We start from the raw sequence: 24,620 nt of genomic DNA, 5'->3' as shown, positions 1-24,620 counted from the left end.
CTCAATCCCACTCAAGTCCGCCGCGGCGCCATACGAAGGCGTAGGCGACGAACACAGTCACGACGAAGAGCACCATCTCGACGAGGGCGAACAGACCCAGCCGGTCGAACGACACGGCGAACGGGTAGAGGAACACCGACTCGATGTCGAAGATGATGAACAGCATCGCCGTCAGGTAGTACTTGATCGGCACGCGGCCGCCGCCCTCGGCGTGCGGACTCGGCTGGATACCGCACTCGTAGGCGTCGACCTTGGCGCGGTTGTAGCGCTTCGGACCGGCCAGCGAACTGGCGCCGAGCACCGAGAAGATCGCGAAGGCCGCACCGATACCCGCGAAGAACAACAGCGGTGCGTACGAATAGTTCATCTGCTTACGAGTCCTTCCGAACGTCGCTGTTCGAGCTCATGTTCATGCCGCCGGCACCATGCGGGACAACATCGACATCACGCGGTCGTCGAGTTTGCCACCGTGCTCTTCACCGAGGTTGGCCATCACCTTCAACAAGAATCGCATCATCGTCTTGCGTGGCAAGCCGTAACGCACCGCGAAACGCATGATCTCAGGGTGCCCGATGAGCTGCGCGAAGTGTCGGCCCACCGTGAAGTAGCCACCGAGCGCGTCCTTCATCACCGTCGGGTAGGACTGCAGCACCCGCTCGCGGCCGGCGTCGTCCGCGCGGCCGAACGCCTGCGCGACGACCTCGGCGGCCAGGCGGCCGGACTCCATCGCATAGGCGATGCCCTCACCGTTGAACGGGTTGACCATGCCGCCGGCATCGCCGACCAGCATCAGTCCGTCGGCGTAGTGCGGCTGCCGGTTGAAGCCCATCGGCAGGGCGGCACCGCGGATCGGACCGGTGATGGTCTCCTCGTTGTAGGTCCACTCCTCCGGCATCGTGTCGACCCACCGACGCATGACGTCCTTGTAGTCGGTCTTGCCGAAAGCACTGGAGGTGTTGAGGATTCCGAGGCCGACGTTGCTGGTGCCGTCGCCGACACCGAAGATCCAGCCGTAACCGGGGAGCAGAACGCGCTTGCCGTTCTTGTCCTTCGACCACAGCTCGAGCCACGACTCGAGGTAGTCGTCGTCGTGCCGGGGACTCGTGTAGTAGGCGCGCACCGCGACACCCATCGGGCGGTCGTCGCGCTTGTCGCGGCCCATGGCCAGCGAGAGACGGGAGGAGTTGCCGTCGGCCGCGATCACCAGCGGCGCACTGAAGGTCAGCGTGCGGCCGGTCGGACGATCGTTGTCGCCCATCTCCTTGGCCTCGACACCGACGATCGCCCCGGTGCGCTCGTCCTTGATCGCGCCGTTGACGTTGACGCCCTCGCGCAGCCGGGCGCCGTGTTTCACGGCGTGCTTGGCCAGGATGTCGTCGAAGTCCTGGCGCGTGCGCACCAGGCCGTACGGCGGGAAGCTCGCGACGTCGGGCCAGTCGAGCTGCAGCCGCATGCCGCCGCCGATGATCCGCAGACCCTTGTTCTTGATCCAGCCGTCGTCTTCGGGGGTGGGTATGCCGAGTGTGATCAGCTCACGCACGGCTCGTGGGGTCAGACCGTCGCCGCAGACCTTCTCCCGGGGGAAGTGGGTCTTCTCGAGCAACAGCACGTCAAGGCCGGCCATTGCGAGGTAAGCGGCTGTGGCTGATCCACCAGGGCCGGCACCGACGACGATGACGTCGGCACTCTCGTCCAGGGCAGGGCTAACGCCGGGGAGGCTCACGCAGTGAATCTTTCTAGCTTGTGAACGTCTTCACTAACCCATGCACTGTATTCCCAGCGCCTGCGCCGTACCTACTTAGGCGGACCTAAGATCAAGCCGATCGAGTAGCGATGGAGGAGCGCAGCGGGGGAATCGCGTATCGAGATCTACAAAGCCGCCGGCTTGATCGCACGGTGCAGGGCCACGATCCCGCCGGACAGGTTGCGCCATTCGACCTTGCTCCAACCGGCGTCCTGCATCTGCGATGCGATGCCCGCCTGGTCGGGCCAGGCCTGGATGGATTCGGCCAGATAGACGTACGACTCGGCGTTCGAGCCGACCCGGCGCGCGACCCGCGGCAGCGCGGACATGAGGTACTCGCTGTAGACCTTGCGGAACGCCGTGTTGGTCGGGGTCGAGAACTCGCAGATCAGGATCTTGCCGCCGGGCTTGGTGACCCGCCGGAACTCGCGCAGCGCCTCGTGGGTCGACTGCACGTTGCGGAAGCCGAACGACATCGTCACCGCGTCGAAGACGCCGTCGGCGAACGGCAGCTGCATCGCGTCCGCGGCGGTGAAGGCCATGTCGGGCCGCATCTGCTTGCCCTTGGCGAGCATGCCGAGCGAGAAGTCGGCCGGTACGACACGAGCGCCGAGGCGTTCGAACGGCTGACTGCTGGTGCCGGTGCCGGCCGCGATGTCGAGGATCAGATCACCCGGCCGGGCCGCGACGGATTCGACGACCGCCTTCCGCCACCGCCGGTCCTGGCCCATGGACATCACATCGTTGGTGACGTCGTAGCGCGCCGCGACTTGGTCGAACATCTTCGCGACGTCGCGGGGCTGCTTGTCGAGGCTGGCGCGATTCATAACGAGCATTGTCTCGTATGGCGAGAGCCGACCTGCACCCACGTGCGGCGTAAGGTGACCGTTCGTGACCATGCCGTTGCCGCAATCCCACCCGGCTCTGGTGGTGCGTTCAGTGCGCATCCCGGACCCGGGCGATCTCGTCTCGTTGATCCCTGCCGACGCGGAAGCGCCCGTGTGCTGGCTGCGTGAGGGGGACGGTTTCGTCGGGTGGGGCACGGCCACCGCCATACAGACGCACGGGACGTCCCGCTTCGCCGACGCGGAGCAGTGGTGGCGCAGCGTCGTCGACGACGCCGTCGTCCGCACGCAGGTCGACCTGCCCGGCGCCGGCCTGATCGCTGTCGGTTCCTTCGCCTTCGCCGCCGCCTCCGAAGCCGGCGGCGTGCTGCATGTGCCGTCGATCGTCGTCGGCCGCCAACATGACGTCGCGTGGGTCACCACGGTCAGCACGGCCGCCGACCTGTCGGGCGCGCCGCAGCTCGAGCCCAGCGAATGCCCGGACGCACCAACGATTTCCGCGATCGACGACGGAGCGCTGAGTGGCTCCGAGTGGATGACCGCCGTCGGTGCAGCGGTCGATCGCATCCAGTCCGGAGCACTCGACAAGGTGGTCATGGCGCGCGACGTCGTCGTGCAGTCCGAGACCGACATCGATCCGCGGTATCTGCTCCGCAACCTGTCCGACGCCTACCCCAACACGTGGACCTACAGCGTCGACGGCCTGATCGGTGCGACACCGGAGATGCTGCTGCGCCGGCAGAAGGGCCTGGTCACCTCCCGGGTGCTGGCGGGCACGATCCGCCGCACCGGCGACGACGAGCACGACCTGGCGCTGGCCGCCTCCCTCGCCCGGTCCAGCAAGGACCTCGAGGAGCACGAGTACGCCGTGCGGTCGGTCGCCGACGCACTCTCCCCGCACTGTTCGTCGATGAACGTGCCGGAGTCACCGTTCGTGCTGCACCTGCCCAACGTGATGCACCTGGCGACCGACGTCGCAGGCGTGCTGCACGAGGACGTGTCGTCGCTCAGCCTCGCCGCGTCGCTGCACCCGTCGGCCGCCGTGTGCGGCACACCGACCCTCGCCGCACGGGACCTGATCGCCGAGCTGGAGCAGATGGACCGCCGCCGGTATGCCGGACCGGTCGGCTGGCTGGACGCGGCCGGCGACGGCGAGTGGGGCATCGCCCTGCGCTGCGGAGAGCTCGAAAGTCCCTCTCAGATGCGGATCTTCGCCGGCTGCGGGATCGTCGCAGGGTCCCAGCCGGAGTCCGAGCTCAGGGAGTCGGACGCCAAACTGGTCCCGATGCGTCAGGCACTCGGCTGCGGGTCGTAACCCTCGACCACGACGATCTCACCGTCGGCGGCCCGCTGCCGGATCTCTCGCGCCGCGGCATACTCCGGCGAGTTGTAGCAGTCCAGCGCCGCCTGGTAACTCGGGAATTCGATGACCACATTGCGCGGTCGGGACGTGCCCTCGACACCCTCGCACTGCCCGCCCCGCACGATCGGCGTGCCGCCGTGCGCGGAGTAGACCGGGTTGGCCACGGCGACGTATTCGGCGTACGCGGCGTCGTCGTGCACCGAGATGCGCGCGATCCAATATCCCTTGGCAGTCATGGCGATTCCTTCGTGTCGATGGTGATCCGTCAGCCATTCAACAACAGCCGGAGCGCACCCGGGAGGGCCCGGGCGCTGACCGGTGCGGGCGCGACGGGATCGCCGTCGGCATACGCCATGACGTCGTCTGCCTCGATGCGCACGGACGCCCCGCGTGCGACGGTGACCTCGGGGTTCTTCAGGTGCGTGCCGCGGTAGAGCTGCGGCAGGGCCCGCACGAACTTCACTCGACTGCCGGCCCCGACCATGACGACGTCGAGCAGTCCGTCGTGGACGTCGGCGTCCGGCGCGATGTGCATACCCTTGCCGTAGAAGCCGGAATTGGCTGCAATCACTGTGAATCCGCGATATTCGAAGACCTCGTTGTCCACCTGGACGCGGTAGGTGCGGGGACTGAACTGCATCAGTCCACGCACCGACGCCAGTTGATACTGCAGGGAGGACGGCAGTCGTCCGGGGCTGGAGTTGACCAGCTCCGACACGCGTGAGTCGACGCCCGCATAGACACTGCCCACCACGATGCGGTCCGCGACCTCGATCGCGTCGACCTTCGCCTCCACGCCGCCGACGGCCAATCGTGCTGCGTCATGGATGTTCTCGGGTATGCCGAGCTGGCGAGCGAAGTCGTTGCCGCGGCCGCTGGGGATGATCGCCGCGGTCACGTCGTACGTGTGCAGCGGTCCGGCCATGCTGCTGACCATCCCGTCGCCGCCGACCACGACACAGGTCTCCCCCGCCGCCGCGGTGTCGCGGACCAATCCGTCCGCCGCTTCGATGCCGGGCGAGAAGGTGATCCGCACGGCGCTGCCGCTGTCACCGAGGTCGGCAGCGACCTCGCGGGCGACCTGGACGGCCCGGCCGCCGCCGGACAACGGGTTGGCGATGACGTGGAAAGCCTTCATGGAATGAGCACTCCGGGGTTCATGATGCCCTCAGGATCCAGGGCGGCCTTGAGAGCGCGCAAGGCCGCCACGCCGGGCGCGCCGATCTCGTCGGCCAGCCACGGCCGATGATCGCGGCCGACCGCGTGGTGATGGGTGATGGTGCCGCCGGCCGCGCGGATGGCATCGCTCGCCGCCTGCTTGACCGGAGCCCATTGCGCGGCGCCGTCATCCGCTTCGCGCATCGCGACGGTGAAGTAGAGCGACGCCCCCGCGCGATAGACGTGCGAGATGTGGCAGAGCACCAGCGGGTCGACCCCCTGTGCGCCGGCCGCGTCCGCGATCGCGCCCTTCACGGCGTCGTACAGCGTCGTCAGGTTGCTCCAATATGTCGCCGTCTCAAGGGTTTCGACCAGCACACCCTCGTCGAGCAACGCATCCCGCAGGTATGGCGCACTGAACCTGCCGGACGCCCACGCCTCGCCACCCTGCGCACCGGCCAGTTCGCCGCCGAGGCCCTGCAAGGTCTCGGTGACCTCGGCGCGCATCCGTGCGACGCGGGCCGGAGTGCCTTCGAAGCCGCAGACCATCTGTGTCCCACCCGCGTCGGAGATCCCGATCGCGGAGGGGTCGCTGAGGTTGATCGCGGTCTCGGTCTCGTCGGACAGCCGCAGCACGGTGGGATTGATCCCGTCCTGGACCAGCGTGCGCATCGCGGTCGCGCCGTCGGTGAACGACGCCCAGCGCCAGGTCTCGTAGACGCGCTCGGTCGGCACCGGTCGCACCATCACCGTGACGTCCGTGATGACGCCAAGGGTGCCCTCGGACCCGAGCACGAGCTGCTTCAGATCCGGGCCGGCCGCACTGGCTGGGGCGCGCCCGACCTGCCACGCGCCGCGCGCGGTCGCGACGGTCAGACCGACCACCATCCCGTCGAATCTCCCGTAACCGGAGGACGATTGGCCGCTGGAACGGGTCGCCGCGAACCCGCCGATGCTGGCGAACTCGAAGGACTGCGGATAGTGCCCCAGGGTCAGGCCGCGCTCGGCGAGCAACGCCTCGGCCTGCGGGCCGAGCAGTCCGGCCTGCAACGTCGCGGTCAGCGAGACGGCGTCGACGGCGACGGGCCGGTCCAGCCGGCCGAGGTCCAGGGAGACGACGCCCGCGTGGTCGCCGCGCTCGGCGACGAGACCGCCGACCACCGACGTGCCCCCGCCATACGGCACCACGGCGACGCGACGCGCCGCACACTCGCGCAGCACCGCGACCACTTCGTCGGTGTCGCCCGGGCGCACGACCAGGTCCGGGGCGTCGTCGAAGTCGCCCTCTCGCGCCGCGAGCAGGTCGGGAGTGGACTTGCCACGGGTGTGGTGGACCCGCTCCTCGGTGTCCTGCGTGACGTGCTCGGCCCCCACAACGGCGGACAGCGCCGCGCGGACGTCCCCGTCGAGCGCAGGAGCCGGCAGCTCGACATCCGCGAGCGGCACGGTCTCGCGAGGCCGAATCTCGCCGAATGCCAAGGCGATCAGGTCCTGCGCGCCGTCGGGCAACGTCGCATCGTGCTCGGGGTCGCCCCATCGTGACCAGTGCATCTGTTCCCTCTCCGCCAACTTTCGTGCGACGGCACTCGCCGCTGTCCCGCTGTTACAGTGTGACACATGGCAGCACTTCGTAACAGCTCGGCGATCTCTGATGATCGGTTGCTGACCGCCGCTCGCGAGTGCCTGCTCGCGGTCGGCTGGCGACGTACGACGATGACCGATGTCGCGCGCCGGGCCGGGGTCTCGCGCATGTCGGTCTACCGCCGATGGCCGGACATGACCGCACTCATCGGTGACCTGATGACGCGGGAATGGTCCACCGTCGGCGCCGATCTGACCGAACGCGAGGCAGATCCGGACGCCCGGTTGATCGCCGAGGCGGTCTGCGAAGTGGCGGCGCAGATCCGCCGGGGTGATCTCTTCCGGAAGATCGTGGAGGTCGACCCGGAGTTGCTCATCCCCTATCTGCTGGTCCGTCGCGGGCGCACGCAGGACGCCATGCTCGAGGCCGTGACCGCGGCAGTGCGCGCCGGCCAGGACGGGGCCGATGTCCGCTCCGGCGATCCCGCGCTGCTGGCTCGGTCCATCCTGTTGATGGCGATCGGATTCGTCTTCTCCGCACCGACGATGTCGGATGAATCCGTGGACGAGACAGCACTTTTCGGTGAGCTGCGGCTCGCGCTGGAAAGCTACCTGCGACGTCACCCCACGAAGTTTCTCCCCCGCTCCGCTCCTCCGAATACTTCGCGGGGGCCCCGATGAACGGCGCGTCCGCGTCCTTGAACGCCGGCCGACGGATGCGGGAGCTGGCCGAGGCCACTGACGGGCGGGTCGTCGACCTGCTGGTGATCGGTCTCGGCGCCACCGGCGCCGGCGTGGCACTCGACGCCGCGACGCGTGGGCTGAGTGTCGTCGCGATCGATGCGCACGATCTTGCGTTCGGCACCTCCCGGTGGAGCTCGAAGCTCGCGCACGGCGGCCTTCGGTACCTCGCGTCCGGGAAGGTTGGCATCGCGCACGAGAGCGCCGTCGAACGCGGCATCATGATGACCACCACGGCGCCGCACCTGGTCCGCAGCGCCCGCTGGGTCGTTCCCCACTACGACACCGGATCCCGACGCGAAAGCCTCCTGACGATGGGCGGATTCGTCGCCGGCGACGTGCTCCGGCGAGTCGCCCGCACCCCGAGCTCGGTGCTGCCTCGCCCGCGGCGACTGTCCGCCGCCGACGCAGTCCGGCTCGCACCGGGCATCCAGCGGACCGGCCTGACCGGCGCGAGCCTCGGCTGGGACGGCCAACTCGTCGACGACGCCCGGTTGGTCACCGCGATCGCCCGCTCCGCGGCGCTGTATGGCGCCAAGGTCCTGACCAGGGTCCGGGCGATCGAGACGACCGGCGCGGGCGCACGGGTCCGCGACGAGCTGACCGGTGAAGAGCACGACATCGCGGCCCGCGCGGTCGTCAACGCGACCGGTGTGTGGGCCGATCAGCTCGACCCGCGCATCCACCTGCGCCCGTCCCGCGGCACCCACCTGGTGGTGCGATCGACGGCGTTGGCATCGATGGATTGCGTTGTCAATGCTCCGGTTCCGGGTCACTTCGGCCGATTCGTCTTCACTCTGCCGCAGCTGGACGGCACCACCTACGTCGGGCTCACCGACGAGGCGGCGGACGGCGACGTGCCGGACATACCCACGCCGACCGACGCCGAGATCGACTTCCTGCTCGACACGATCAACCCGGTGCTGACCGCCACGCTCACCCGGGAGGACGTCATCGGCACTTATGCCGGGCTGCGGCCACTCCTGGAGGCGGACGGCGCCACCAGCGACATCTCCCGGCGGCATGCCGTCCTCACCGCACCGGACGGCCTGGTGACGGTCGTCGGTGGCAAGCTCACGACCTATCGGCGGATGGCGCAGGATGCGGTGGACGCCGCAGTCGCGAACCGGTCGCTGACGGCGGGACCTTGCGTCACCGCCACCACGCCGCTCGTCGGTGCCGGGCACACACCGGCGACACTCGACGCACCCGCGCGACTCGTCCGTCGGTACGGCAGCGAGGCCGCCGCCGTGCTGTCCGACGATCCGGCGCGCAACGAGCCGATCAGTGCCGACATACCCACGACGCCAGCGGAGTTCGACTTCGCCCTGCGACACGAGGGTGCGCTCGACATCGACGACCTGCTCGACCGGCGCACCCGCATCGGCCTCGTGCCGGCCGACCGGGCAGTCGCGGAAACCGTTGCCCAGGAGGCAGTTTCGGCATACAGCTGACCGTCAGGCGGCGAGGAACTGCTTCCACCCACCGGGTGGCTTCGTGCCGAACGGCACGGTGCGCAGCTTGGCCAGCACTGCTGGATCCTGCGCCTCGATCCAGTCGACGAGCTGCCGGAAGGACACGATCCGCGCATCCGGATAGGTGGCGATCTTGCGCATCACCCGCTCGACGGCGGTCATGTAGATGCCGCCGTTCCAGCCCTCGAAGTGGTTGCCGATGATCAACGGCGCACGGTTGGAGTCGTAGACCCGCCGGAAGCCGGCCAGGTAGGTGTCGACGGCCTCCTGCTCCCAGCCCGGCCGCCGCGACGGCTTCCCTCGCGTCGTGCCGCCGGTCTGGTTGAACATGATGTTGTAGTCCATCGAGATGACCTGACCGGTGTGCCCGGCGAACGGGATCGACTGCATCGACAGGTCCCACAGGTTGCGGTCCTTGGACGGCCACATCTGGATGCCGGTCTTGCTGGTGTCGTACCGCCAGCCGAGCTTGGACGCGGTGACGCGCAGGTTGTCGGCGCCCTCCAGACAGGGTGTGCGGCCGCCGACCAGCTCCTTCTCGTAGTCGAAGGGCAGTGGCGGCAGATCGGTGAACCCGGTGTTGGTGCGCCAGTTCTCGACGAACTGCTTCGCCTGCTCGATCTCGCTGCGCCAGTCCGCAGGGGACCATTGACCCACCCCGGTGGGCCCGCAGAAGTGCCCGTTGAAGTGCGTGCCGATCTCGTGGCCCTCCCGCCACGCCTCACCGATGTTCTTGATCGTCGCGTGGATGTCGCCGTCGTCCAGGTAGCCGATGTCCGAGGCGCCGACGGCGTGCCGTGGCGGGTGGTAGAGGTCCTTCTTGGCACGCGGCAGCAGGAACAGACCGGACAGGAACAGCGTCATCGACGCTCCTGTGTCCTTGGCCACTTCCCGGAAGTGCGACAGCAGGTTCAGCCCGTCGATCTCGCCGGCGCCGTCCCAGGAGATGACGACGAACTGCGGCGGCGTCTCGCCGGGCTGCAACCGGTGCGGAGTCGGCTGGTGCGGCTGTGGGCCGGTGTCGGAGGTGGATCCGTCGCCGATCAGTCGCGCCTTCGGGGCGGACGAATGCGACGGCGTCGCCTCGGAGCTCGAATTCCGCCGCGCGGCAGCGACATTCGCGGCGCGCGGCGCGTTGCTGCCGCCGGCGACACCGCAGCCTCCGAGCATCGTCGCGGCACCGACCGCTGCGCCCGCCGCCAGTGCCTCTCGCCTGGAAACCGTCGCCATACGCTCCCCACTCCCCTCGGGTTGCCGGCAATCATCGACCCCTCGCGATGACGTCCCGGTCCACCGTCGCAAACACCGGGACGATCACCAAACTCCTCACGCCGTGCGCCGTATATCGATCGGGTGACGAAATACCCCGGGAACTGGCGGTAAACTGGGCACGAGCAAAGGGACCGGCGCGGCTGTGAGGTGGGAAGTCGCGCGCTGCATCCGTCGTCCCCGCGCGAAAGGCCTTCCACCCCATGTCACCCGCTGCGTCATACCGGCAGCTCTTCGGCCTGACCGGACGCACCTACATCGTCGTCGCGTTCCTCGCCCGCCTGCCACTCGCCATGAGCCAGATGGGCGTCCTCCTTCTCGTGGCGCACACCACCGGCAGCTACGGCGCCGGCGGTGCCACCGCCGGTGCGCTCGCGGTCGCCAACGCGGTCGGTGCGCCGCTGCTCGGCGCCGCGTCCGACCGGCTCGGCCAGCGCACCGTGGTGCTCATTCAGTCGGTCGTCAGCGCCGTCGGCCTGGTGGCCGTCGTCGTCGCCGCCGAGAGCGGCATCCCCTGGGGCTGGGCCGCGGCCGCGGCAGCCGTCGGCGGCTTCTTCATCCCGCAGGCCGGCCCGCTCGCGCGGGTGCGCTGGCGCCCGATCATCACCTCCAGCGGTCGCCCGGGCTCGCCGGTGCGGCTGATCGACACCGCGTTCTCCTACGAAGGCTCGGCCGACGAGGCGTCCTTCGTGCTCGGACCCGCGCTGGTCGGCTCCATCGCTGCCGTCGTCGACCCGGGCGTCGGGATCTGCACGGCGGCAGCCCTGCTCGCCGTCTTCGGGACGTGGTTCGCCATCCATCCGACGGCGCGGTTGCGGTCCTCGCGGACGGGCGTCGCCGCCGTTGGCCGGTTCCTGACACCGGCGCTCGCGACGCTCATGCTCGCGCAGCTGATCATCGGGATGATCTTCGGCTCGGTGCAGACCGGGACCACCATCATCGCCACCGACGCCGGACACGACGGCGTCGCCGGTCTGGTGCAGGCGCTGCTGGGCGTTGGGAGCGTCGTCGCCGGGTTGAGTATGGCGGCACTGCCCGCCCGGATCGGCTATGTCACCCGATGGCGCACGACCGCGGCCGGGCTCTTCGTGCTCGCGGCTCCGCTGCTGCTGGTGCACTCCCTGGCACTGCTGTGCCCGGTGCTCATCGTGCTCGGGTGCTGCGTGGCGCCATACATGATCACGACGTTCACGCTCGGCGAGCAGCTCACCCCGCCGTCGCGCACCGGCGCCGCGATGACGCTGCTCGCGGCTGCGACCGGTCTCGGGTATGCCGTCGGAGCCGCCGTCGCCGGCCGCCTCGGCGACCTGTCCGGTGCGACCGCCGCCTTCGCTGTCACGGTGACCGCAGGTGGACTCGCCTGTGTGCTGGCGCTGCTCGCGGGGCCGATGCTGCGTCGCGCGCACGCGGCCGCCCAGACCGTGACACCCGCCGGTGCCGTCGCCGCGAACACCCCGGCAGTCTGACCCGCCCGCCTGCCGGGCGCCGGTCCCACGCTCTAGGGTTTTGCCATGGCGATCTCGAAGCAGTCCACTGCCCTGAACCTCGCGTCGGCCGCGGCCGCCGGTGCGATCACGCTGGTCCGCCCGGCGCGTTTCCCGAAGTGGGCGCGCCGCGGCCTGCGCTGGGCGAACACCGCCGGGACCGCCGGCTCGATCTTCCTGGTGGTCCGCGGCAACGAGGTCCCCGACGATCACCCGCTGCACAAGGCGCTCAGCGCCAGCGACGTCATGGCCGCCGCGTCCGGCGGGCTGATGCTGGTCACCTCCGGCCTCGGGTTGAAGGCCGACGACAAGGTCGAGGCCTTCCTTCTCAAGCACGGGGTCAAGCACCCGCGGGTGCTGATGGCCGTGGGCGTCGTGGTCGTGCTCTTCGCGGTGAAGACCGTGCAGGACGCCAAGAGCCAGGAGGCGGCGCAGCCCACGGAGGCGACCCGGCCGAAGTCCCCGGCGACGGCGAAGCCCGCCAACCCGGCGCTGCCGACTTCCACCGGGACGCCGGCCCCGGCCACGAGCAGCGTGACCGACACCGAGCAGGACGTTCACCCCGACACCACGCGATGACCGCCTTCGGTCTGGCGGAGGTCCAGGACGCGGCGCGGCGGCTCGACGGCGTCGCACACCGCACGCCGGTCGTAACCTCGTCGCGGCTCGACGCCGAGCTCGGCGTCGCGGTGCACCTGAAATGCGAGAACCTGCAACGGATGGGCGCCTTCAAGTTCCGCGGCGCCTACAACGCGCTCAGCAGACTCGACGACGACGCGCGCGCGGCCGGTGTCGTCGCCTTCTCCTCCGGCAACCACGCGCAGGCCGTGGCGCTCGCCGCCCGACTGCTCGGCATACCCGCCACGATCGTGATGCCGACGGACGCCCCGCAGATCAAACTCACCGCCACCAAGGGGTATGGCGCACAGGTCGTCACCTACGACCGGCGCACCGAGGACCGTGCCGCGATCGCGCGTGAGCTCGCCGCGCGGGACGGCCGGACCGTCATACCCCCGTTCGACAACGCGCACATCGCCGCCGGACAGGGCACCGCCGCACTGGAGCTGCTGGAGGACGTTCCCGACCTGGACGTCGTCATCGCCCCGCTCGGCGGCGGCGGGCTGCTCAGCGGGACGGCCGTCGCGGCACGCGGGATCCGTTCATCGGTGCGGGTGTTCGGTGCCGAGCCGGCCGCCGGTGACGACGGGAAGCAATCGTTCGACGCGGGCCGGATCGTGCAGATCCCGGTGCCCGAGACGCTTGCCGACGGCGCGCAGACGACGGCTCTGGGCGAGTTGACCTTCCCGATCATTCGCGAGCTCGTCGAGGACATCGTGCTGGTGACCGACGCCGAACTCGTCGCCGGCATGCGGTCGCTCGCGCACACCTGCAAGCTGGTCGTCGAGCCGACCGGTGCGCTCGCGCTGGCCGCCGCACGCACTCTCGCCCCGTCGCTGCCGGGCGCGAAGGTCGGGGTCATCCTCTCCGGCGGCAACGTCGACCTGGGTCGTTACGCCGGGCTGCTCGCCGGCCGCTGAGCAGGACTCAGTCGGCCGTCGCCGCACGCAGCTTCGCTGCGAGCGCCGGGCCCAGAGTGGTGGCGAAGGTCTTCGACACGTGGCCGGGGTTGAAGAAGACCGGTACACCACCCATCACCGGCGGGCACGACCCGCCACGGCAGTAAAGGTTCTCGACGTTCGCGAAGGTCACACCCGCCATACCTCGCGCCGCCTGCCGTTGCGCCTCGTATGCCGGGAACGCGGCGGACTGCCGGAGTGCACAGTCCTTTCCGCCGTCCGCACCGGAGCGAGCGACACAGTCCAAGGTGTCCTGCTGTGCCTGCGGCGCGTCCTGCAGGACGATGACCTGCTTGCCGGATTTCGTGAGCCGTTGCCAGGCCGCCCGCATGCCCTGTTCGGTCTCGCGTCGCTGCGTCGGCGTGACCGTCGCATCGCCGGACTCCTTTCGGGTCACGATGACGACGTCGATGGTCCGGTCGTGTGCGATCTTGTCCAGCATTCGCTGTCGCCACGCATGGCATGCGTCCTTGTCCCGATCGACGACCGGTATTTCGTAGGTCGTCAGGTAGCAGCCGGCCTTACCCGCCACGTCGATCCGCCAATCGAGCTTCGCGGCAGCCTTCGCATATGCGGGGATCAACGAGTTGTTGTGCGAGTCGCCGACAGCGAGCGCATGCACCTTCGCGCCGGACCGAGGACCGAGCGTACAGGTGTGCAACGTCGAATCTCCTTGGGAAGACCAGCATTCCGCGCGGTTCCCGTCGTCCTTCGGCAGCGAGGCGAGGTCAGGCGTGAGTTGCCCCGGCACCGCACACTTCGCATCGCCCAGCGAGGGCGCCCCCACACACGGGTTCTCGCCGGCGAGCACTGCGGCGACTCGGTCCTTCGACTGAGCAGCGTCGTGCTGCACCATCCCCAGCCCGCTGGTGCCGATGACGAGCGCGGTGATCACGCCACCGATGACGACGGCACCGCTCCGGCTCCGCCAGGTCACGGAGCCGTGTGGTCGGAGCGGGGACTCGACGAATCGCATGGAGGCCCAGCCGATTCCGATCGAACCGACCAGGATGATCGCACGCGGGACGAAGCCCAACTGATGGCCGACGACCCACGGAACCACCGTGAGGATCGGCCAGTGCCAGAGATAGATCGAGTATGACGCGTCACCGATCAACTGGACCGGGCGCGAGTCCGCCACGGCGTTCCAGACCCGGTCGTGCCGCATCGTCGCCAGCACGAGCGCGCCACCGACCGTGGGCAGCGCCGCGGCATACCCGGGGAACGCGGTCGCGCCGGTGAATTCCCATGCGGCGTAAAGGATCGCGGCCAGGCCCACCCAGCCGACGACCGGTGGCACCTTGTGCAGACGGCCCTGTCCGAGCAGGGCCAGCAGAGCACCGATGCCGAACTCCCAGGCCCGCGTGGTGGTCACGAAGTAGGCCGCCGCGGAGTCGGTCGCCGTCAGGTGGACCGACCAGGCCAGTGACCCGAGCGTGACGGCCCCGACGACGACCACGAAACGGGCCCGCCAGGTGCGTCGGCTGGAGACCGACAACACGGCGACGAGCAGGATCGGCAGCACCAGGTAGAACTGCTCCTCCACCGACAGCGACCAGAAGTGCTGGAACGCCGTCGGCGGGTCCGTCGAACTCAGGTAGTCGGTCGCCGTCGAGGACAGGACCCAGTTCTGCACGTAGAACGCAGAGCCGAGCGCCTGCTGCAGTCCTGCGCGCCATACGTTCTCACCGGCCCACGCGAACATCGCGAGGGTCGTGAGCACGATCACGAGCAACGCCGCCGGCAGCAACCGGAAGGCACGGCGGGTCCAGAACGTCACCAGTGAGACGCGGCCGGTCCGGTCCGCCTCACGTGCCAGATGACCGGTGATCAGGAAGCCGGAGATGACGAAGAAGACGTCGACACCGACGAAGCCGCCGGTCAGCCGGCCCGGCCACAGGTGGTAGCCGACCACCAGCAGCACGGACAGCGCGCGCAACGCCTGGATGTCGGTCCGGACGGGAGCGCGCTCGGCTGCGCGACGGGCTGCGCGGGTCGGCTCGGTATGACGGTCAGAAGCGCTCGAACTGCGAGCCGACGTGGAGGAGGCGAGAGAGGACATCGCGCCCGGACGCTACCCATCGTTCCGGTGGATTCTGTCGAACGCGAGCCGAGTCTGGCCGATGTTCATCCAGCGATCGCCGGGGGTTCACCGAACGTGATGCCACGCCACGACCGTGATCGCGGCCAGGAAGATGACCGAACCGACGAAGGCGAACGGTCGACCGGCCCGTGCGATCGCGTCCGCGACGGGCGGTCGGGCACCGAGCTCGACCATGCGCTGTTGCGGCGAACGCCGCAGCTTCCCCAGCCGCAACCGCACCGGCGCGAGCTGGGTGGAGAACGGCACGTAGACCGAGATCACCAACAGCGCCAACGGAATTCGCACCCAGAAAAAGTGATGCGCCTGCTCCGCCCACACAGCCACTGCGAGCACGACGATCGCCAGAACCGCCGCCACCAACTGACCGACCACGGTCACGAGTCGAGCTCGAGCCGTGCTCTCCCGCGCGCTGCGGATCAGCCACCGCAGCTGTCCCTGTTGCATGCGGCGACGCACCCACCACGCCCACGCGACGCCTGCCACCAGCAGCGGCAGCGTGATCCAGATCCGCACGACCGGAACTGTACGGCTTCCGCATCCGGCAAGCTGAGGCGTATGACGGACGACGAGGCCATCGAGCCGATCGACGCACTGCGCCGGATCGCCTTCCTGCTGGAGCGGTCGCGTGCCGGCACCTACCGGGTCAAGGCGTTCCGGCAGGCAGCCGACACCGTCATCAGCACGCCCCGCGACGAGCTGGAGCGACGCGCCGCGGACAACAGCCTGCACGATCTGCCGGGCATCGGGAAGTCCACCGAGGCCGTCATCCGGGAGGCCCTGGCGGGTGACCGTCCGGCATACCTGACCAGTCTCGAGGAGAAGAACCCCGGGCGCCTCGTCGACGGCGGCGAGCGCTACCGCGACGCGCTGCGCGGCGACTGCCACAGTCACTCCGACTGGAGCGACGGCGGCTCACCGATCCCCGAGATGGTCGCAACGGCAATCGAGCTCGGGCACGACTACCAGGTGCTCACCGACCACTCCCCGTCGTTGCGCGTCGCGAACGGCCTGAGCGCCGAACGACTCACCAAGCAGCTCAAGCTCATCGACCGGATCAACGAGCACACCGGCGACTTCACCCTGCTCAAGGGCATCGAGGTCGACATCCTGGACGACGGCGAGCTCGACCAGAGCACCGAGATGCTCGACAAACTCGAGGTGCGGGTGGCGTCCGTGCATTCCAAGCTGAAAATGGCGAAGGCGCCGATGACCCGGCGGATGATCGCCGCGGTCCGCAACCCGCACACCAACATCCTCGGCCACTGCACCGGCCGGATGGTCGACGGCGAACGTCGTGGCAAGGCGCTGCGCCGCGACCAGTCCGCGTTCGACGCGGCGGCGGTCTTCGCCGCATGCGCCGAGCATGACGTCGCGGTGGAGATCAACTCCCGCCCGGAGCGCCAGGACCCACCGGACGACCTCATCGGTATGGCGCTCGCCGCCGGCTGCCTCTTCTCCATCGACAGCGACGCCCACGCGCCCGGACAACTGGACTTCGTGGAGTACGGCTGCGAACGCGCCCAGCGACTCGAGGTGCCGCTCGATCGCATCGTCAACACGTGGCCGAAAGACCGGCTGCTGGCCTGGGCCGCGGGGCGCTGACCACCTCGTTTTGGTGGATCGCCCGGCGCTCCCTTATAGTTCTCTAGTCCTCGACACCAGCCGAGGTGGCTAACGCTTGAGGACTGGTCGTCAAGGCTGAAGTCCCCATCGTCTAGCGGCCTAGGACCCCGCCCTTTCACGGCGGTAGCACGGGTTCGAATCCCGTTGGGGATACGCATCGCTCAGGCGATGATGCACGATGTAGGTAAGTTGCAAGGCCCTGTAGCGCAGTTGGTTAGCGCGCCGCCCTGTCACGGCGGAGGTCGCGGGTTCGAGTCCCGTCAGGGTCGCTCTTTCTTTTCGAAAGGCCAGATAGCTCAGTTGGTAGAGCGAGCGACTGAAAATCGCTAGGTCGGCGGTTCGACCCCGTCTCTGGCCACCACGGCCGCACTGGCCGAACAAACGGACTCGCCCTCGGGCGGGTCCGTTCTTGTCTGCCGGGCCGACAGGTCGCGCGGGCATCGCGCCCTCAGACCAGCCCCGCCTTCGACGCGAACACCGCCAGACGCACCCGCCCCTCGACACCGAGCTTGCGCTGCGCGGACGCGAGGTGTGTCTTCACAGTCGCTTCGCCGACATACAGCTGTATGCCGATCTGCTGGTTGCTCAGGCCCTCGCCGACGAGGCGCACCACATCTCGCTCACGGTCGGTGAGGCCGTCGAGCGCTGCTCGTGCGGTGGCCCGCTCGGCCCCGGCACCGCCGACCTGCTCGAACACACGCCGCGCACTGCGGGGTGACAGCGCACCGTCGCCGCCGTGCACGTTGCGGATCGCGGCCAGGATGTCCGCCGCCGGCGCGGTCTTGAGCAGGAAGCCGGCAGCACCGGCGCCGATCGCCCGCATCACGATGTCGTCGGCGTCGAACGTCGTCAGCACGATCACCCGCGGCGGCGACGGGAGCGCACGCAGCGCGGCCGTGGCGGCGATGCCGTCGACCCGCGGCATACGCACGTCGAGCAGCACGACGTCGGGGAAGTGCTGCTGCACGGCCGGCACGGCCTGGTCCCCGTCGGCTGCGGTCCCGACGACCCGGATGTCGTCGGCGCTGGACAGGATCAACTCGAGCCCGGAGCACACCAGCGGGTCGTCGTCGACCAGCAGCACGCGGATCGGCTGCGCCTCGTCGGCATCAGTCATGTGCGGCCCCTCTCCATTGCCATGGCAGTTTCACCAGCGTGCGGAACGCTCCGTCGTCGTCGACCCACACCCACGACTCGCCGCCGGCCTGCTGCACGCGTTCGTGCATGCCGGTGAGTCCGTTGCCGGGTCGGATGGTCCGATCGGTCGGCATGGGCGCACGATTGGCCGTGCCGATCTGCACACCACGGTCCGGACCACCCTCGATCTGCAGCCGCACCGGGACACCCGGCGCGTGCTTGCGCGCGTTGGTCAACAGCTCCTGGGTGATCCGGTAGGCGCTGCGGCTGACCTGGTCGTGCAGCTCGGCACCCCGGTCCAGGAAGACGGTCGCCGTGACCGGGCTACCGGCCGCCAGCGATTCGTCGATCAGCTGCGGCAGGTCGACGAGCGTCGGGAGCGCCTGGCTGATGTCGGGATCGCTCGGCTGACGCAGCACGGCCAGCAGCGAGCGCAGGTCGGACATCGACTCCTGGGCGCCCTCGCGGACCAGCGCCGCACTCTTGGCGAGCTTCGGATCGTCGGCGGCGAGTTCCAGGCCGGAGGCGTGCAGGGACAGCAGCGACAGCCGGTGCCCCAGCACGTCGTGCACCTCGCGGGCGATCCGCTCGCGCTCCGCCTGGCGGGCCACCTCCTCGCCCAGGGCGTGCAGCTTGGTCTCGCTGCGGACCTCCTTGACCTCGCTGGCCCGCAACGCCCGGCGACTGCGCACCAGCATCGCGACCCCGATGGTCACCCCCAGGAACAGTGCGGTCTCGACCAGGACCAGCCACCACGGGAAGGCGGCGCCGTCCTCCATCGAGAACATGCTGCGCGCCCACGAGGACACCTGGCTGCCGGTGCCGTCGCGCCATACGCTCGCGAGCTCGGCGACGGTCGCCAGCCCGAGGCTCGCCCACAACCACGGCCCCGAGACGACGAGCAGCACGGCATACAGGGCGAAGAGCGGCGTGATCGCATCGAGCGGCAGTGCGATGGTCAGCGCGCTGATGCCGAGCGAGAGCCAGACCGGCCAACGATGCCGCCAGACAAGTGCGACGGCCGCGGCGATGCCGACGCAGCCGATCAGGATGAAGCGGCCGGTGGACTCGGTGGCGTTCGCGACCGCCGGGTCCGTGATCCCCTGGCTGCGGTACTGGACGTAGGTGGAGGTCGTGATCTGTGTGCCGATGCACAGCACCACGATCAGCCCCGTCACGACGCCACTGAGCAGGCGCCGCGAGCGCCACCAGGGCGCGGCCGGGGTGATGGACATGACGGCACTGTAGAGCCGCCCACCGACGTCTCGGGTCCACCTTCCGGGAACTCCTCCCTCCCCCGATCGGCGGAGGTATGACGAGCCGCCCGCCGGACGTCGCGGGGTGGGCCCGAACGGTCTGCTGGGGCCATCGCAGAAAACGACAACGGAGGAGCAGCGATGACCCAGTACGACGGACCCCAGCAGGACGGACCCCAGCACAACCCGACGCAGTGGAGCGGCCAGCCGCCCCGGGCCGGCGGACCCTACCCACCCGTCCCGCCCGGACCGGCACCGAAGAAGCGCAACTGGTTCGCCCGGCACAAGATCCTGACCGGCGTCATCGGCCTGGTCGCGATCGTCGGGATCGGCAGCGCGGCGACCGCGGGCAGCGGCTCGTCGGACCCGCAGCCGACGACCGCCGCGAGCGCGCCGGCGTCCACGGCGGATCAACAGCAGTCGACGCCCGCGGCCGGCACGACGGCGGCGACGGCGAGCAAGCCGGCGGCATCGACCAAGGCGGCATCCACGAAGGCAGCACCCACCAAGGCGGCGCCGAAGGAGCCGGGCATCGGGACACCGGTGAAATCGGGCGATTTGCAGTTCACCGTCACCAAGGTGGTGCGCAACCAGACGGAGGTCGGCCAGGAGTACCTGAGCGAGCGCGCACAGGGTCGGTACACGCTGGTCTACGTGACGGTCCGTAACGTCGGCGGTGGCTCCGAGACGCTGGTCGACGACGACCAGAAGATCAAGGACGCGGACAACAAGACCTACTCGCCGGACAGCATGGCCGAGATCTCGATGAAGAACAACGACGTGTTCTTCGAGCAGATCAACCCGGGCAACGCCGTCGACGGCGTCCTGGTCTACGACATGCCGGTCGGCGTGCGGGCGACCGCCATCGACTTCAGTGGCGGTTTGTTCAAGGACAGCGCGACGGTGCACCTCGGCTGACACACGGCCGACAGGCACCTGGAGCAGCGACGCATGGGTTCGATCGACATAATCGGGCCCATGCGTTCCCGTCTCGGCCTCGTCCTCCTCCTGCCGCTGCTGATCGCGGCATGGCTGGTCGGCACCGGCCCGGCGTCGGCGCACGACGAACTCGTCGGCTCCAACCCGGCGGCCGGGACCGACCTGCACAAGGCGCCGTCGTCGCTCCGGCTCACCTTCAGCGACACCGTCCACGACATCGGCGCGGCCATTCGTGTGGAGGATGCGTCGGGCGCGCAGCTGCAGACCGGCAAGCCCGCGATCAACGACACCGTCGTCATCCAGCGACTGAAGCCCTCGAAGGTTCCCGGCACCGTTCGGGTCGTATGGCGGGTCACGTCGGCCGACGGCCACCCGGTGAGCGGTAACTTCACCTACTCGGTGAACGCAGCGAAGGCCAGCACCTCGTCCCGGTCCGCGACGGCCACCTCCACGGCCACCGGTGGGCTGCAGCGCGGCACCTCGACGAACGACGTCGAGACCAGCTATGCCACGTCGGTCCCGAGCTTCCAGCACCCGACCGATGCGACGAACAACCAGCCACTGCTGGTCCTCGGCATGGCGGTGCTCGGCGTGCTCGTGATCGGCGGTGTCGCGGCCCTGATCAGGGTGCGTTCACGCGGTGACGACGGGGATCTGTGAGACGAAGTCCGACGACTCCCCGGTCGATGCTTGGAATGTTCGACGGCTGAGGTACCGTTTACCCCACGACATACACCCAGGATCCCGGGGTCCGAGGGCGGTCCGTGCACGCACGAATCAACCGCTTGATCGCATCCCGGCAACACACACGAGGGGGTCTCGCCATGGGGCGCGGCCGGGCCAAGGCAAAGCAGACCAAGGTTGCCCGGGAGCTGAAGTACTTCTCTCCCGATACCGATCTGAATGCACTCGAGCGCGAACTCAGCTCGAGTAGTCGCAAAACGGCGGAGGAAGCCGAGGAGTCGTCGCGCACCGACGACGACTACGGCGACTACGCCGACTGGGCGTCGCATCGCGATTGACCCTGATCCCCACTTCTGAGCACTGACGGATTCCACGGGCCGCGCCCGTGGATCCGTCAGTTGTGTGGTTCGCCGACCTGCCGTCACCGAACCGGCATCGACTCACGACCGGTGCGCACCGATCAACTGCGCGCCACCGGATCGTGCGCCCTTTGCGCCGGTGACGACCTCGGCGGACGTGCTGTCGACCTCGTCCGTCGCTCGCACCGAACCCATCACCCAGCTCGGCAGGTCGCACGCCGCCAGCAGTGCGAGCGCGTCGTCCACCGCTGACTCCGGCAGCACCACGGCGAAGCCGACGCCCTGGTTGAGCGTGCGCTCGATGTCGGCCTGCGGCACATTGCCGAGCTTCCCGATCACCGAGAAGACAGCGGGCGGTGTCCAGCTGCTGCGGTCGACCACGGCGGTCAGCCCGGTCGGCAGGACACGGGCCAGGTTGGCGGCGAGCCCGCCACCGGTCACGTGCGACAGCGCGTGAACCGGCAGCTCCCGCACGAGTCGCAGCAGGTCGGCGGCATACACGCGCGTCGGGGTGAGCAGCTCCTCGCCGAGGGTCCGACCGAACTCCGGAACGTCCCGGTCCAGTTCCCAGCCGGCCGCGGCGATGACGCTGCGCACCAGGGAGAACCCGTTGGAGTGCAGCCCGCTGGACGGCACACCCAGCACGACGTCGCCGGCCTGCACGAGCTCCGGGGTGAGCAGATCCGCCCGCTCGGCCGCACCGGTCGCGGCGCCGGCCACGTCATACTCGCTCGGCTCCAGCAACCCCGGATGTTCGGCGGTCTCGCCGCCGACGAGCGCGACGTTCGCCTGCTGGCACGCCTCCGCGATGCCCTGCACGATGGCCGCGATGCGCTCCGGCACGACCTTGCCGGTGGCGATGTAGTCGGTCATGAAGAGCGGCTCCGCACCGCACACGACGATGTCGTCGACAACCATGCCGACCAGGTCGAACCCGATCGTGTGGTGCACGTCCATCGCCTGTGCGATCGCGACCTTGGTGCCGACGCCGTCGGTCGAGGTCGCGAGCACCGGGTGGGTGTAGCGAGCGATCGCCGAGGCGTCGAACAGCCCCGCGAACCCGCCGAGGCCACCGATCACCTCGGGCCGGGTCGCCCGGCGGACCGACTCCTTCATCAGCTCGACGGCCTTGTCACCCGCCTCGACGTCGACACCTGCTGCGGCATACGTGATCTGCGGGGAGTCGGTCATCGGGGGTCCTTCGTCAGCTGTATGGCGGGTGGTCAGGGCTGCATGAGGGAGTTCTCGGCGCCACCGGACAGGCCGAGTGACACTCCCTCCGCGTCGCTGCGGCGGTCCTGCTCGGCGACGTCCACCGACGTGTCGTGGCCGGTGCGGACGTCGATCGGCAGTGTCTCGAGCACGTGCTTGCCGATGCGGCCGTCCTCGGGCAGCGGGATCGGGTACTCGCCGGTGAAGCAGGCGCGACACAGCTCGTTCTTCGGCTGCTCGGTGGCGGCGATCATCCCGTCCTCGGAGATGTAGCCGAGCGAGTCGGCGCCGATGGACGCCCGGATCTCCTCGGTGCCGAGGCCGGTGGCGATCAGCTCCGCGCGAGTGGCGAAGTCGATGCCGTAGAAGCACGGCCAGGTGATCGGCGGCGACGAGATGCGCACGTGGATCTCCGCGGCGCCGGCCTCGCGCAGCATCCGGATCTGGGCGCGCTGGGTGTTGCCGCGCACGATCGAGTCGTCGACGACGACCAGGCGCTTGCCCTTCACCGCGTGCTGCAGCGGGTTGAGCTTCAGCCGGATGCCGAGCTGGCGCAGCGTCTGGCTGGGCTGGATGAAGGTCCGGCCGACATACGCGTTCTTCACGAAGCCCTGACCGAACGGGATGCCGGCCTCCTGCGCGTAACCGGTCGCCGCCGGCACACCCGACTCGGGCACACCGATCACCATGTCGGCGTCGATCGGGTGCTCGCGGGCGAGTGCGCGGCCCATCTCGACGCGCGCCTCGTGCACGACACGACCGCGTATGACGGCGTCCGGCCGGGCCAGGTAGACGTATTCGAAGACGCAGCCCTTGGGCTTCGGCTCGGCGAACTTGTGGCTGCGCAAGCCGTACTCGTCGATCGCGATCAGCTCGCCGGGCTCGACCTCACGCACGATGCTGGCGCCGATCGTCTGCAGCGCGGCGGTCTCGGAGGCCACCACCCAGCCGCGGTCGAGCCGGCCGAGGGCGAGCGGCCGGACGCCGTACGGGTCGCGGGCGGCATACAGGGTGTGCTCGTCCATGAAGACGAAGCAGTAGGCGCCGCTCAGCTTGGGCAACACCTCGAGGGCGGTCTCCTCGAGCGGCTTGTCCGGGTTCTCCGACAGCAGCGCCGTGACGACGGCGGTGTCGGAGGTGTTGCCGCGGGCGAGTTCGCCACGCGCGGCGCGGCCGTCGAGCTTCTCGTCGACCAGGTCGCGCAACTCGGCGGTGTTGATCAGGTTGCCGTTGTGGGCCAGCGCGACCGTGCCGCGGTCACTGCCGCCGAGCGTCGGCTGGGCGTTCTCCCAGGTGCTGCCACCGGTCGTGGAGTAGCGGGTGTGCCCGATGGCGAGGTGCCCGCGCAGCGAGGTCAGGCTCGACTCGTCGAAGACCTGCGAAACCAGCCCCATGTCCTTGTAGACGAGGATGCTGTGCCCATCGCTGGTCGCGATGCCGGCCGACTCCTGGCCACGATGTTGCAGGGCGTAGAGCCCGAAGTAGGTGAGTTTGGCGACTTCCTCGCCGGGGGCCCAGACACCGAAAACACCGCATTCGTCCTGGGGTGCCTTCTCACCGGGATAGAGATCGTGTGTCAGCCGTCCATCTCCACGCGCCACGGCACCAGTGTGACACGGGACGCGCCGCCTCCTGTCATCCGCCGGTCAGCGGCGGTTGAGCAGCCGTTCGAGGACGAGCGCCACGATCGCGCCCACGAGCGCTCCCAGCGCCGCGAGCACACCGCCGATGAGCGCGGCGCCGGTGCGTGCCGAGTAACCCTGGGCGTCCGGTCCGGTGTTGGCGATGATCACGCCGACGATCAGACCGACGATGGCGCCGGTGATGATGAACCGGCGGAAATCGGGCGCTCGACGTACCCGCCGGCGCACCACACGCGGCTGCCGGCGCTCGCCACCCTGACCGGCGGGTCCGGTCGGCTCGTCCTGGTCTGTCACGCGGAGAACGGTAGCCCGCGCCGGTCGTTCGCCATACCGCCGCCCTCGCCGCCCGGGTTCTCACCCGCAGTGTTACCGACGGGTAGACAGGTCGGCGGCCGTGATCGGGAGTCGTTAGGGTGATGCGCTAGT

The 24,620-nt window shown here is 69.3% G+C and carries 24 protein-coding genes and 3 tRNA genes; 13 read left to right on the top strand and 14 right to left on the bottom strand.

The genetic code is table 11. From position 1 onward, the window contains the following. Window position 1: 1 nt before the first annotated feature. The 3 genes from ACZ50J_RS03180 to ACZ50J_RS03170 form a co-directional block, all read right to left on the bottom strand. Window positions 2-367: an NADH-quinone oxidoreductase subunit A gene (locus ACZ50J_RS03180; protein ID WP_464299842.1), complete on the bottom strand. Its 366-nt coding sequence runs from the start codon at window positions 365-367 to the stop codon at window positions 2-4. A 42-nt stretch (window positions 368-409) separates the two neighbouring features. Continuing rightward, on the bottom strand, window positions 410-1,723 hold the full coding sequence (locus tag ACZ50J_RS03175) for a geranylgeranyl reductase family protein (protein WP_464299841.1): 1,314 nt from the start codon (window positions 1,721-1,723) through the stop codon (window positions 410-412). 146 nt (window positions 1,724-1,869) lie between these two features. Next, entirely contained in the window at window positions 1,870-2,571 is a 702-nt protein-coding gene (locus ACZ50J_RS03170; protein WP_464299840.1) for a demethylmenaquinone methyltransferase, read from the bottom strand. 70 nt (window positions 2,572-2,641) lie between these two features. Between ACZ50J_RS03170 and ACZ50J_RS03165 the strand changes: the two genes are divergently transcribed. After that, the gene (locus ACZ50J_RS03165; protein ID WP_464301299.1) at window positions 2,642-3,904 is read left to right on the top strand and encodes an isochorismate synthase; all 1,263 of its coding nucleotides are present in this window, start codon (window positions 2,642-2,644) and stop codon (window positions 3,902-3,904) included. Here the strand turns inward: ACZ50J_RS03165 and ACZ50J_RS03160 are convergent. The 3 genes from ACZ50J_RS03160 to ACZ50J_RS03150 are packed head-to-tail and all read right to left on the bottom strand — an operon-like array spanning window position 3,880 to window position 6,661. After that, window positions 3,880-4,188, bottom strand: coding sequence for a DUF1330 domain-containing protein (locus tag ACZ50J_RS03160; RefSeq protein ID WP_464299839.1), 309 nt, complete (start codon window positions 4,186-4,188; stop codon window positions 3,880-3,882). The genes ACZ50J_RS03165 and ACZ50J_RS03160 overlap by 25 nt on opposite strands. 29 nt (window positions 4,189-4,217) lie before the next feature. Next, window positions 4,218-5,090: a diacylglycerol/lipid kinase family protein gene (locus ACZ50J_RS03155; protein ID WP_464299838.1), complete on the bottom strand. Its 873-nt coding sequence runs from the start codon at window positions 5,088-5,090 to the stop codon at window positions 4,218-4,220. After that, on the bottom strand, window positions 5,087-6,661 hold the full coding sequence (locus ACZ50J_RS03150; RefSeq protein ID WP_464299837.1) for an FAD-binding oxidoreductase: 1,575 nt from the start codon (window positions 6,659-6,661) through the stop codon (window positions 5,087-5,089). Before ACZ50J_RS03150 ends, ACZ50J_RS03155 begins: the two co-directional genes overlap by 4 nt. 66 nt (window positions 6,662-6,727) lie before the next feature. Here ACZ50J_RS03150 and ACZ50J_RS03145 point away from each other — a divergent pair, with 66 nt between their 5' ends. Continuing rightward, the gene (locus ACZ50J_RS03145; protein WP_464299836.1) at window positions 6,728-7,372 is read left to right on the top strand and encodes a TetR/AcrR family transcriptional regulator; all 645 of its coding nucleotides are present in this window, start codon (window positions 6,728-6,730) and stop codon (window positions 7,370-7,372) included. Further along, window positions 7,369-8,886, top strand: coding sequence for a glycerol-3-phosphate dehydrogenase/oxidase (locus ACZ50J_RS03140; protein ID WP_464299835.1), 1,518 nt, complete (start codon window positions 7,369-7,371; stop codon window positions 8,884-8,886). Before ACZ50J_RS03145 ends, ACZ50J_RS03140 begins: the two co-directional genes overlap by 4 nt. Window positions 8,887-8,889: 3 nt before the next feature. Here ACZ50J_RS03140 and ACZ50J_RS03135 read toward each other — a convergent pair whose 3' ends face one another. Then, window positions 8,890-10,137, bottom strand: a complete 1,248-nt coding sequence (locus ACZ50J_RS03135; protein WP_464299834.1) for a polysaccharide deacetylase family protein — start codon at window positions 10,135-10,137, stop codon at window positions 8,890-8,892. Window positions 10,138-10,379: 242 nt separating this feature from the next. On the opposite strand from ACZ50J_RS03135, the gene ACZ50J_RS03130 reads away from it, so the two are divergent. The 3 genes from ACZ50J_RS03130 to ACZ50J_RS03120 are packed head-to-tail and all read left to right on the top strand — an operon-like array spanning window position 10,380 to window position 13,198. Then, the gene (locus ACZ50J_RS03130) at window positions 10,380-11,642 is read left to right on the top strand and encodes an MFS transporter (protein WP_464299833.1); all 1,263 of its coding nucleotides are present in this window, start codon (window positions 10,380-10,382) and stop codon (window positions 11,640-11,642) included. A gap of 45 nt (window positions 11,643-11,687) precedes the next feature. After that, window positions 11,688-12,239, top strand: a complete 552-nt coding sequence (locus ACZ50J_RS03125) for a hypothetical protein (RefSeq protein ID WP_464299832.1) — start codon at window positions 11,688-11,690, stop codon at window positions 12,237-12,239. Continuing rightward, complete coding sequence (locus tag ACZ50J_RS03120) at window positions 12,236-13,198, top strand: threo-3-hydroxy-L-aspartate ammonia-lyase (RefSeq protein WP_464299831.1); 963 nt, start codon at window positions 12,236-12,238, stop codon at window positions 13,196-13,198. The genes ACZ50J_RS03125 and ACZ50J_RS03120 overlap by 4 nt, the downstream gene beginning before the upstream one ends. A gap of 7 nt (window positions 13,199-13,205) precedes the next feature. Here ACZ50J_RS03120 and ACZ50J_RS03115 read toward each other — a convergent pair whose 3' ends face one another. Both ACZ50J_RS03115 and ACZ50J_RS03110 read right to left on the bottom strand, forming a co-directional pair. Beyond that, window positions 13,206-15,299: an acyltransferase family protein gene (locus ACZ50J_RS03115; RefSeq protein WP_464299830.1), complete on the bottom strand. Its 2,094-nt coding sequence runs from the start codon at window positions 15,297-15,299 to the stop codon at window positions 13,206-13,208. An 87-nt stretch (window positions 15,300-15,386) separates the two neighbouring features. Then, window positions 15,387-15,854: a hypothetical protein gene (locus ACZ50J_RS03110; protein ID WP_464299829.1), complete on the bottom strand. Its 468-nt coding sequence runs from the start codon at window positions 15,852-15,854 to the stop codon at window positions 15,387-15,389. Between the two features lie 42 nt (window positions 15,855-15,896). Here ACZ50J_RS03110 and ACZ50J_RS03105 point away from each other — a divergent pair, with 42 nt between their 5' ends. From ACZ50J_RS03105 to ACZ50J_RS03090, 4 genes are all read left to right on the top strand, one after another. Beyond that, window positions 15,897-16,943, top strand: coding sequence for a PHP domain-containing protein (locus ACZ50J_RS03105; protein ID WP_464299828.1), 1,047 nt, complete (start codon window positions 15,897-15,899; stop codon window positions 16,941-16,943). A 101-nt stretch (window positions 16,944-17,044) separates the two neighbouring features. Further along, a tRNA-Glu gene (locus ACZ50J_RS03100) sits at window positions 17,045-17,117 on the top strand. A 42-nt stretch (window positions 17,118-17,159) separates the two neighbouring features. After that, window positions 17,160-17,233: transfer RNA gene (locus ACZ50J_RS03095), tRNA-Asp, on the top strand. 16 nt (window positions 17,234-17,249) lie between these two features. Next, window positions 17,250-17,325, top strand: a tRNA-Phe gene (locus ACZ50J_RS03090). An 87-nt stretch (window positions 17,326-17,412) separates the two neighbouring features. Here ACZ50J_RS03090 and ACZ50J_RS03085 read toward each other — a convergent pair. Both ACZ50J_RS03085 and ACZ50J_RS03080 read right to left on the bottom strand, forming a co-directional pair. After that, the gene (locus ACZ50J_RS03085; protein WP_464299827.1) at window positions 17,413-18,081 is read right to left on the bottom strand and encodes a response regulator; all 669 of its coding nucleotides are present in this window, start codon (window positions 18,079-18,081) and stop codon (window positions 17,413-17,415) included. Continuing rightward, on the bottom strand, window positions 18,074-19,336 hold the full coding sequence (locus ACZ50J_RS03080) for a histidine kinase (RefSeq protein WP_464299826.1): 1,263 nt from the start codon (window positions 19,334-19,336) through the stop codon (window positions 18,074-18,076). The genes ACZ50J_RS03085 and ACZ50J_RS03080 overlap by 8 nt, the downstream gene beginning before the upstream one ends. Before the next feature lie 162 nt (window positions 19,337-19,498). Between ACZ50J_RS03080 and ACZ50J_RS03075 the strand changes: the two genes are divergently transcribed. The 3 genes from ACZ50J_RS03075 (at window position 19,499) to ACZ50J_RS03065 (ending at window position 21,318) form a co-directional block, all read left to right on the top strand. Further along, window positions 19,499-20,275, top strand: coding sequence for a DUF4352 domain-containing protein (locus ACZ50J_RS03075; protein ID WP_464299825.1), 777 nt, complete (start codon window positions 19,499-19,501; stop codon window positions 20,273-20,275). 60 nt (window positions 20,276-20,335) lie between these two features. Next, window positions 20,336-20,956 (top strand): copper resistance CopC family protein, encoded by a 621-nt coding sequence (locus tag ACZ50J_RS03070; protein WP_464299824.1) that lies wholly within the window; start codon window positions 20,336-20,338, stop codon window positions 20,954-20,956. 164 nt (window positions 20,957-21,120) lie between these two features. Continuing rightward, window positions 21,121-21,318: a DUF3073 domain-containing protein gene (locus ACZ50J_RS03065; RefSeq protein ID WP_464299823.1), complete on the top strand. Its 198-nt coding sequence runs from the start codon at window positions 21,121-21,123 to the stop codon at window positions 21,316-21,318. A 102-nt stretch (window positions 21,319-21,420) separates the two neighbouring features. Here ACZ50J_RS03065 and purM read toward each other — a convergent pair whose 3' ends face one another. The 3 genes from purM to ACZ50J_RS03050 are packed head-to-tail and all read right to left on the bottom strand — an operon-like array spanning window position 21,421 to window position 24,488. Beyond that, the gene (gene purM, locus ACZ50J_RS03060) at window positions 21,421-22,530 is read right to left on the bottom strand and encodes a phosphoribosylformylglycinamidine cyclo-ligase (RefSeq protein ID WP_464299822.1); all 1,110 of its coding nucleotides are present in this window, start codon (window positions 22,528-22,530) and stop codon (window positions 21,421-21,423) included. A gap of 32 nt (window positions 22,531-22,562) precedes the next feature. Continuing rightward, window positions 22,563-24,152, bottom strand: a complete 1,590-nt coding sequence (gene purF / locus ACZ50J_RS03055; protein ID WP_464299821.1) for an amidophosphoribosyltransferase — start codon at window positions 24,150-24,152, stop codon at window positions 22,563-22,565. A 45-nt stretch (window positions 24,153-24,197) separates the two neighbouring features. Next, window positions 24,198-24,488 (bottom strand): hypothetical protein, encoded by a 291-nt coding sequence (locus ACZ50J_RS03050; protein ID WP_464299820.1) that lies wholly within the window; start codon window positions 24,486-24,488, stop codon window positions 24,198-24,200. Between the last annotated feature and the right edge of the window lie 132 nt (window positions 24,489-24,620).

Source organism: Flexivirga sp. G2 (assembly GCF_055397625.1).
This window is presented reverse-complemented; position numbering and strand designations above follow the sequence as displayed.

Excerpts from the sequence above, each read along its gene's own strand:
- ACZ50J_RS03180 (WP_464299842.1), bottom strand. The coding sequence starts at position 367 with ATGAACTATTCGTACGCACCGCTGTTGTTCTTCGCGGGTATCGGTGCG.
- ACZ50J_RS03170 (WP_464299840.1), bottom strand. The coding sequence starts at position 2,571 with ATGAATCGCGCCAGCCTCGACAAGCAGCCCCGCGACGTCGCGAAGATG.
- ACZ50J_RS03165 (WP_464301299.1), top strand. The coding sequence starts at position 2,642 with ATGCCGTTGCCGCAATCCCACCCGGCTCTGGTGGTGCGTTCAGTGCGC.
- ACZ50J_RS03160 (WP_464299839.1), bottom strand. The coding sequence starts at position 4,188 with ATGACTGCCAAGGGATATTGGATCGCGCGCATCTCGGTGCACGACGAC.
- ACZ50J_RS03155 (WP_464299838.1), bottom strand. The coding sequence starts at position 5,090 with ATGAAGGCTTTCCACGTCATCGCCAACCCGTTGTCCGGCGGCGGCCGG.
- ACZ50J_RS03150 (WP_464299837.1), bottom strand. The coding sequence starts at position 6,661 with ATGCACTGGTCACGATGGGGCGACCCCGAGCACGATGCGACGTTGCCC.
- ACZ50J_RS03145 (WP_464299836.1), top strand. The coding sequence starts at position 6,728 with ATGGCAGCACTTCGTAACAGCTCGGCGATCTCTGATGATCGGTTGCTG.
- ACZ50J_RS03140 (WP_464299835.1), top strand. The coding sequence starts at position 7,369 with ATGAACGGCGCGTCCGCGTCCTTGAACGCCGGCCGACGGATGCGGGAG.
- ACZ50J_RS03135 (WP_464299834.1), bottom strand. The coding sequence starts at position 10,137 with ATGGCGACGGTTTCCAGGCGAGAGGCACTGGCGGCGGGCGCAGCGGTC.
- ACZ50J_RS03130 (WP_464299833.1), top strand. The coding sequence starts at position 10,380 with ATGTCACCCGCTGCGTCATACCGGCAGCTCTTCGGCCTGACCGGACGC.
- ACZ50J_RS03125 (WP_464299832.1), top strand. The coding sequence starts at position 11,688 with ATGGCGATCTCGAAGCAGTCCACTGCCCTGAACCTCGCGTCGGCCGCG.
- ACZ50J_RS03120 (WP_464299831.1), top strand. The coding sequence starts at position 12,236 with ATGACCGCCTTCGGTCTGGCGGAGGTCCAGGACGCGGCGCGGCGGCTC.
- ACZ50J_RS03115 (WP_464299830.1), bottom strand. The coding sequence starts at position 15,299 with ATGTCCTCTCTCGCCTCCTCCACGTCGGCTCGCAGTTCGAGCGCTTCT.
- ACZ50J_RS03105 (WP_464299828.1), top strand. The coding sequence starts at position 15,897 with ATGACGGACGACGAGGCCATCGAGCCGATCGACGCACTGCGCCGGATC.
- ACZ50J_RS03085 (WP_464299827.1), bottom strand. The coding sequence starts at position 18,081 with ATGACTGATGCCGACGAGGCGCAGCCGATCCGCGTGCTGCTGGTCGAC.
- ACZ50J_RS03080 (WP_464299826.1), bottom strand. The coding sequence starts at position 19,336 with ATGTCCATCACCCCGGCCGCGCCCTGGTGGCGCTCGCGGCGCCTGCTC.
- ACZ50J_RS03075 (WP_464299825.1), top strand. The coding sequence starts at position 19,499 with ATGACCCAGTACGACGGACCCCAGCAGGACGGACCCCAGCACAACCCG.
- ACZ50J_RS03070 (WP_464299824.1), top strand. The coding sequence starts at position 20,336 with ATGCGTTCCCGTCTCGGCCTCGTCCTCCTCCTGCCGCTGCTGATCGCG.
- ACZ50J_RS03065 (WP_464299823.1), top strand. The coding sequence starts at position 21,121 with ATGGGGCGCGGCCGGGCCAAGGCAAAGCAGACCAAGGTTGCCCGGGAG.
- purM (WP_464299822.1), bottom strand. The coding sequence starts at position 22,530 with ATGACCGACTCCCCGCAGATCACGTATGCCGCAGCAGGTGTCGACGTC.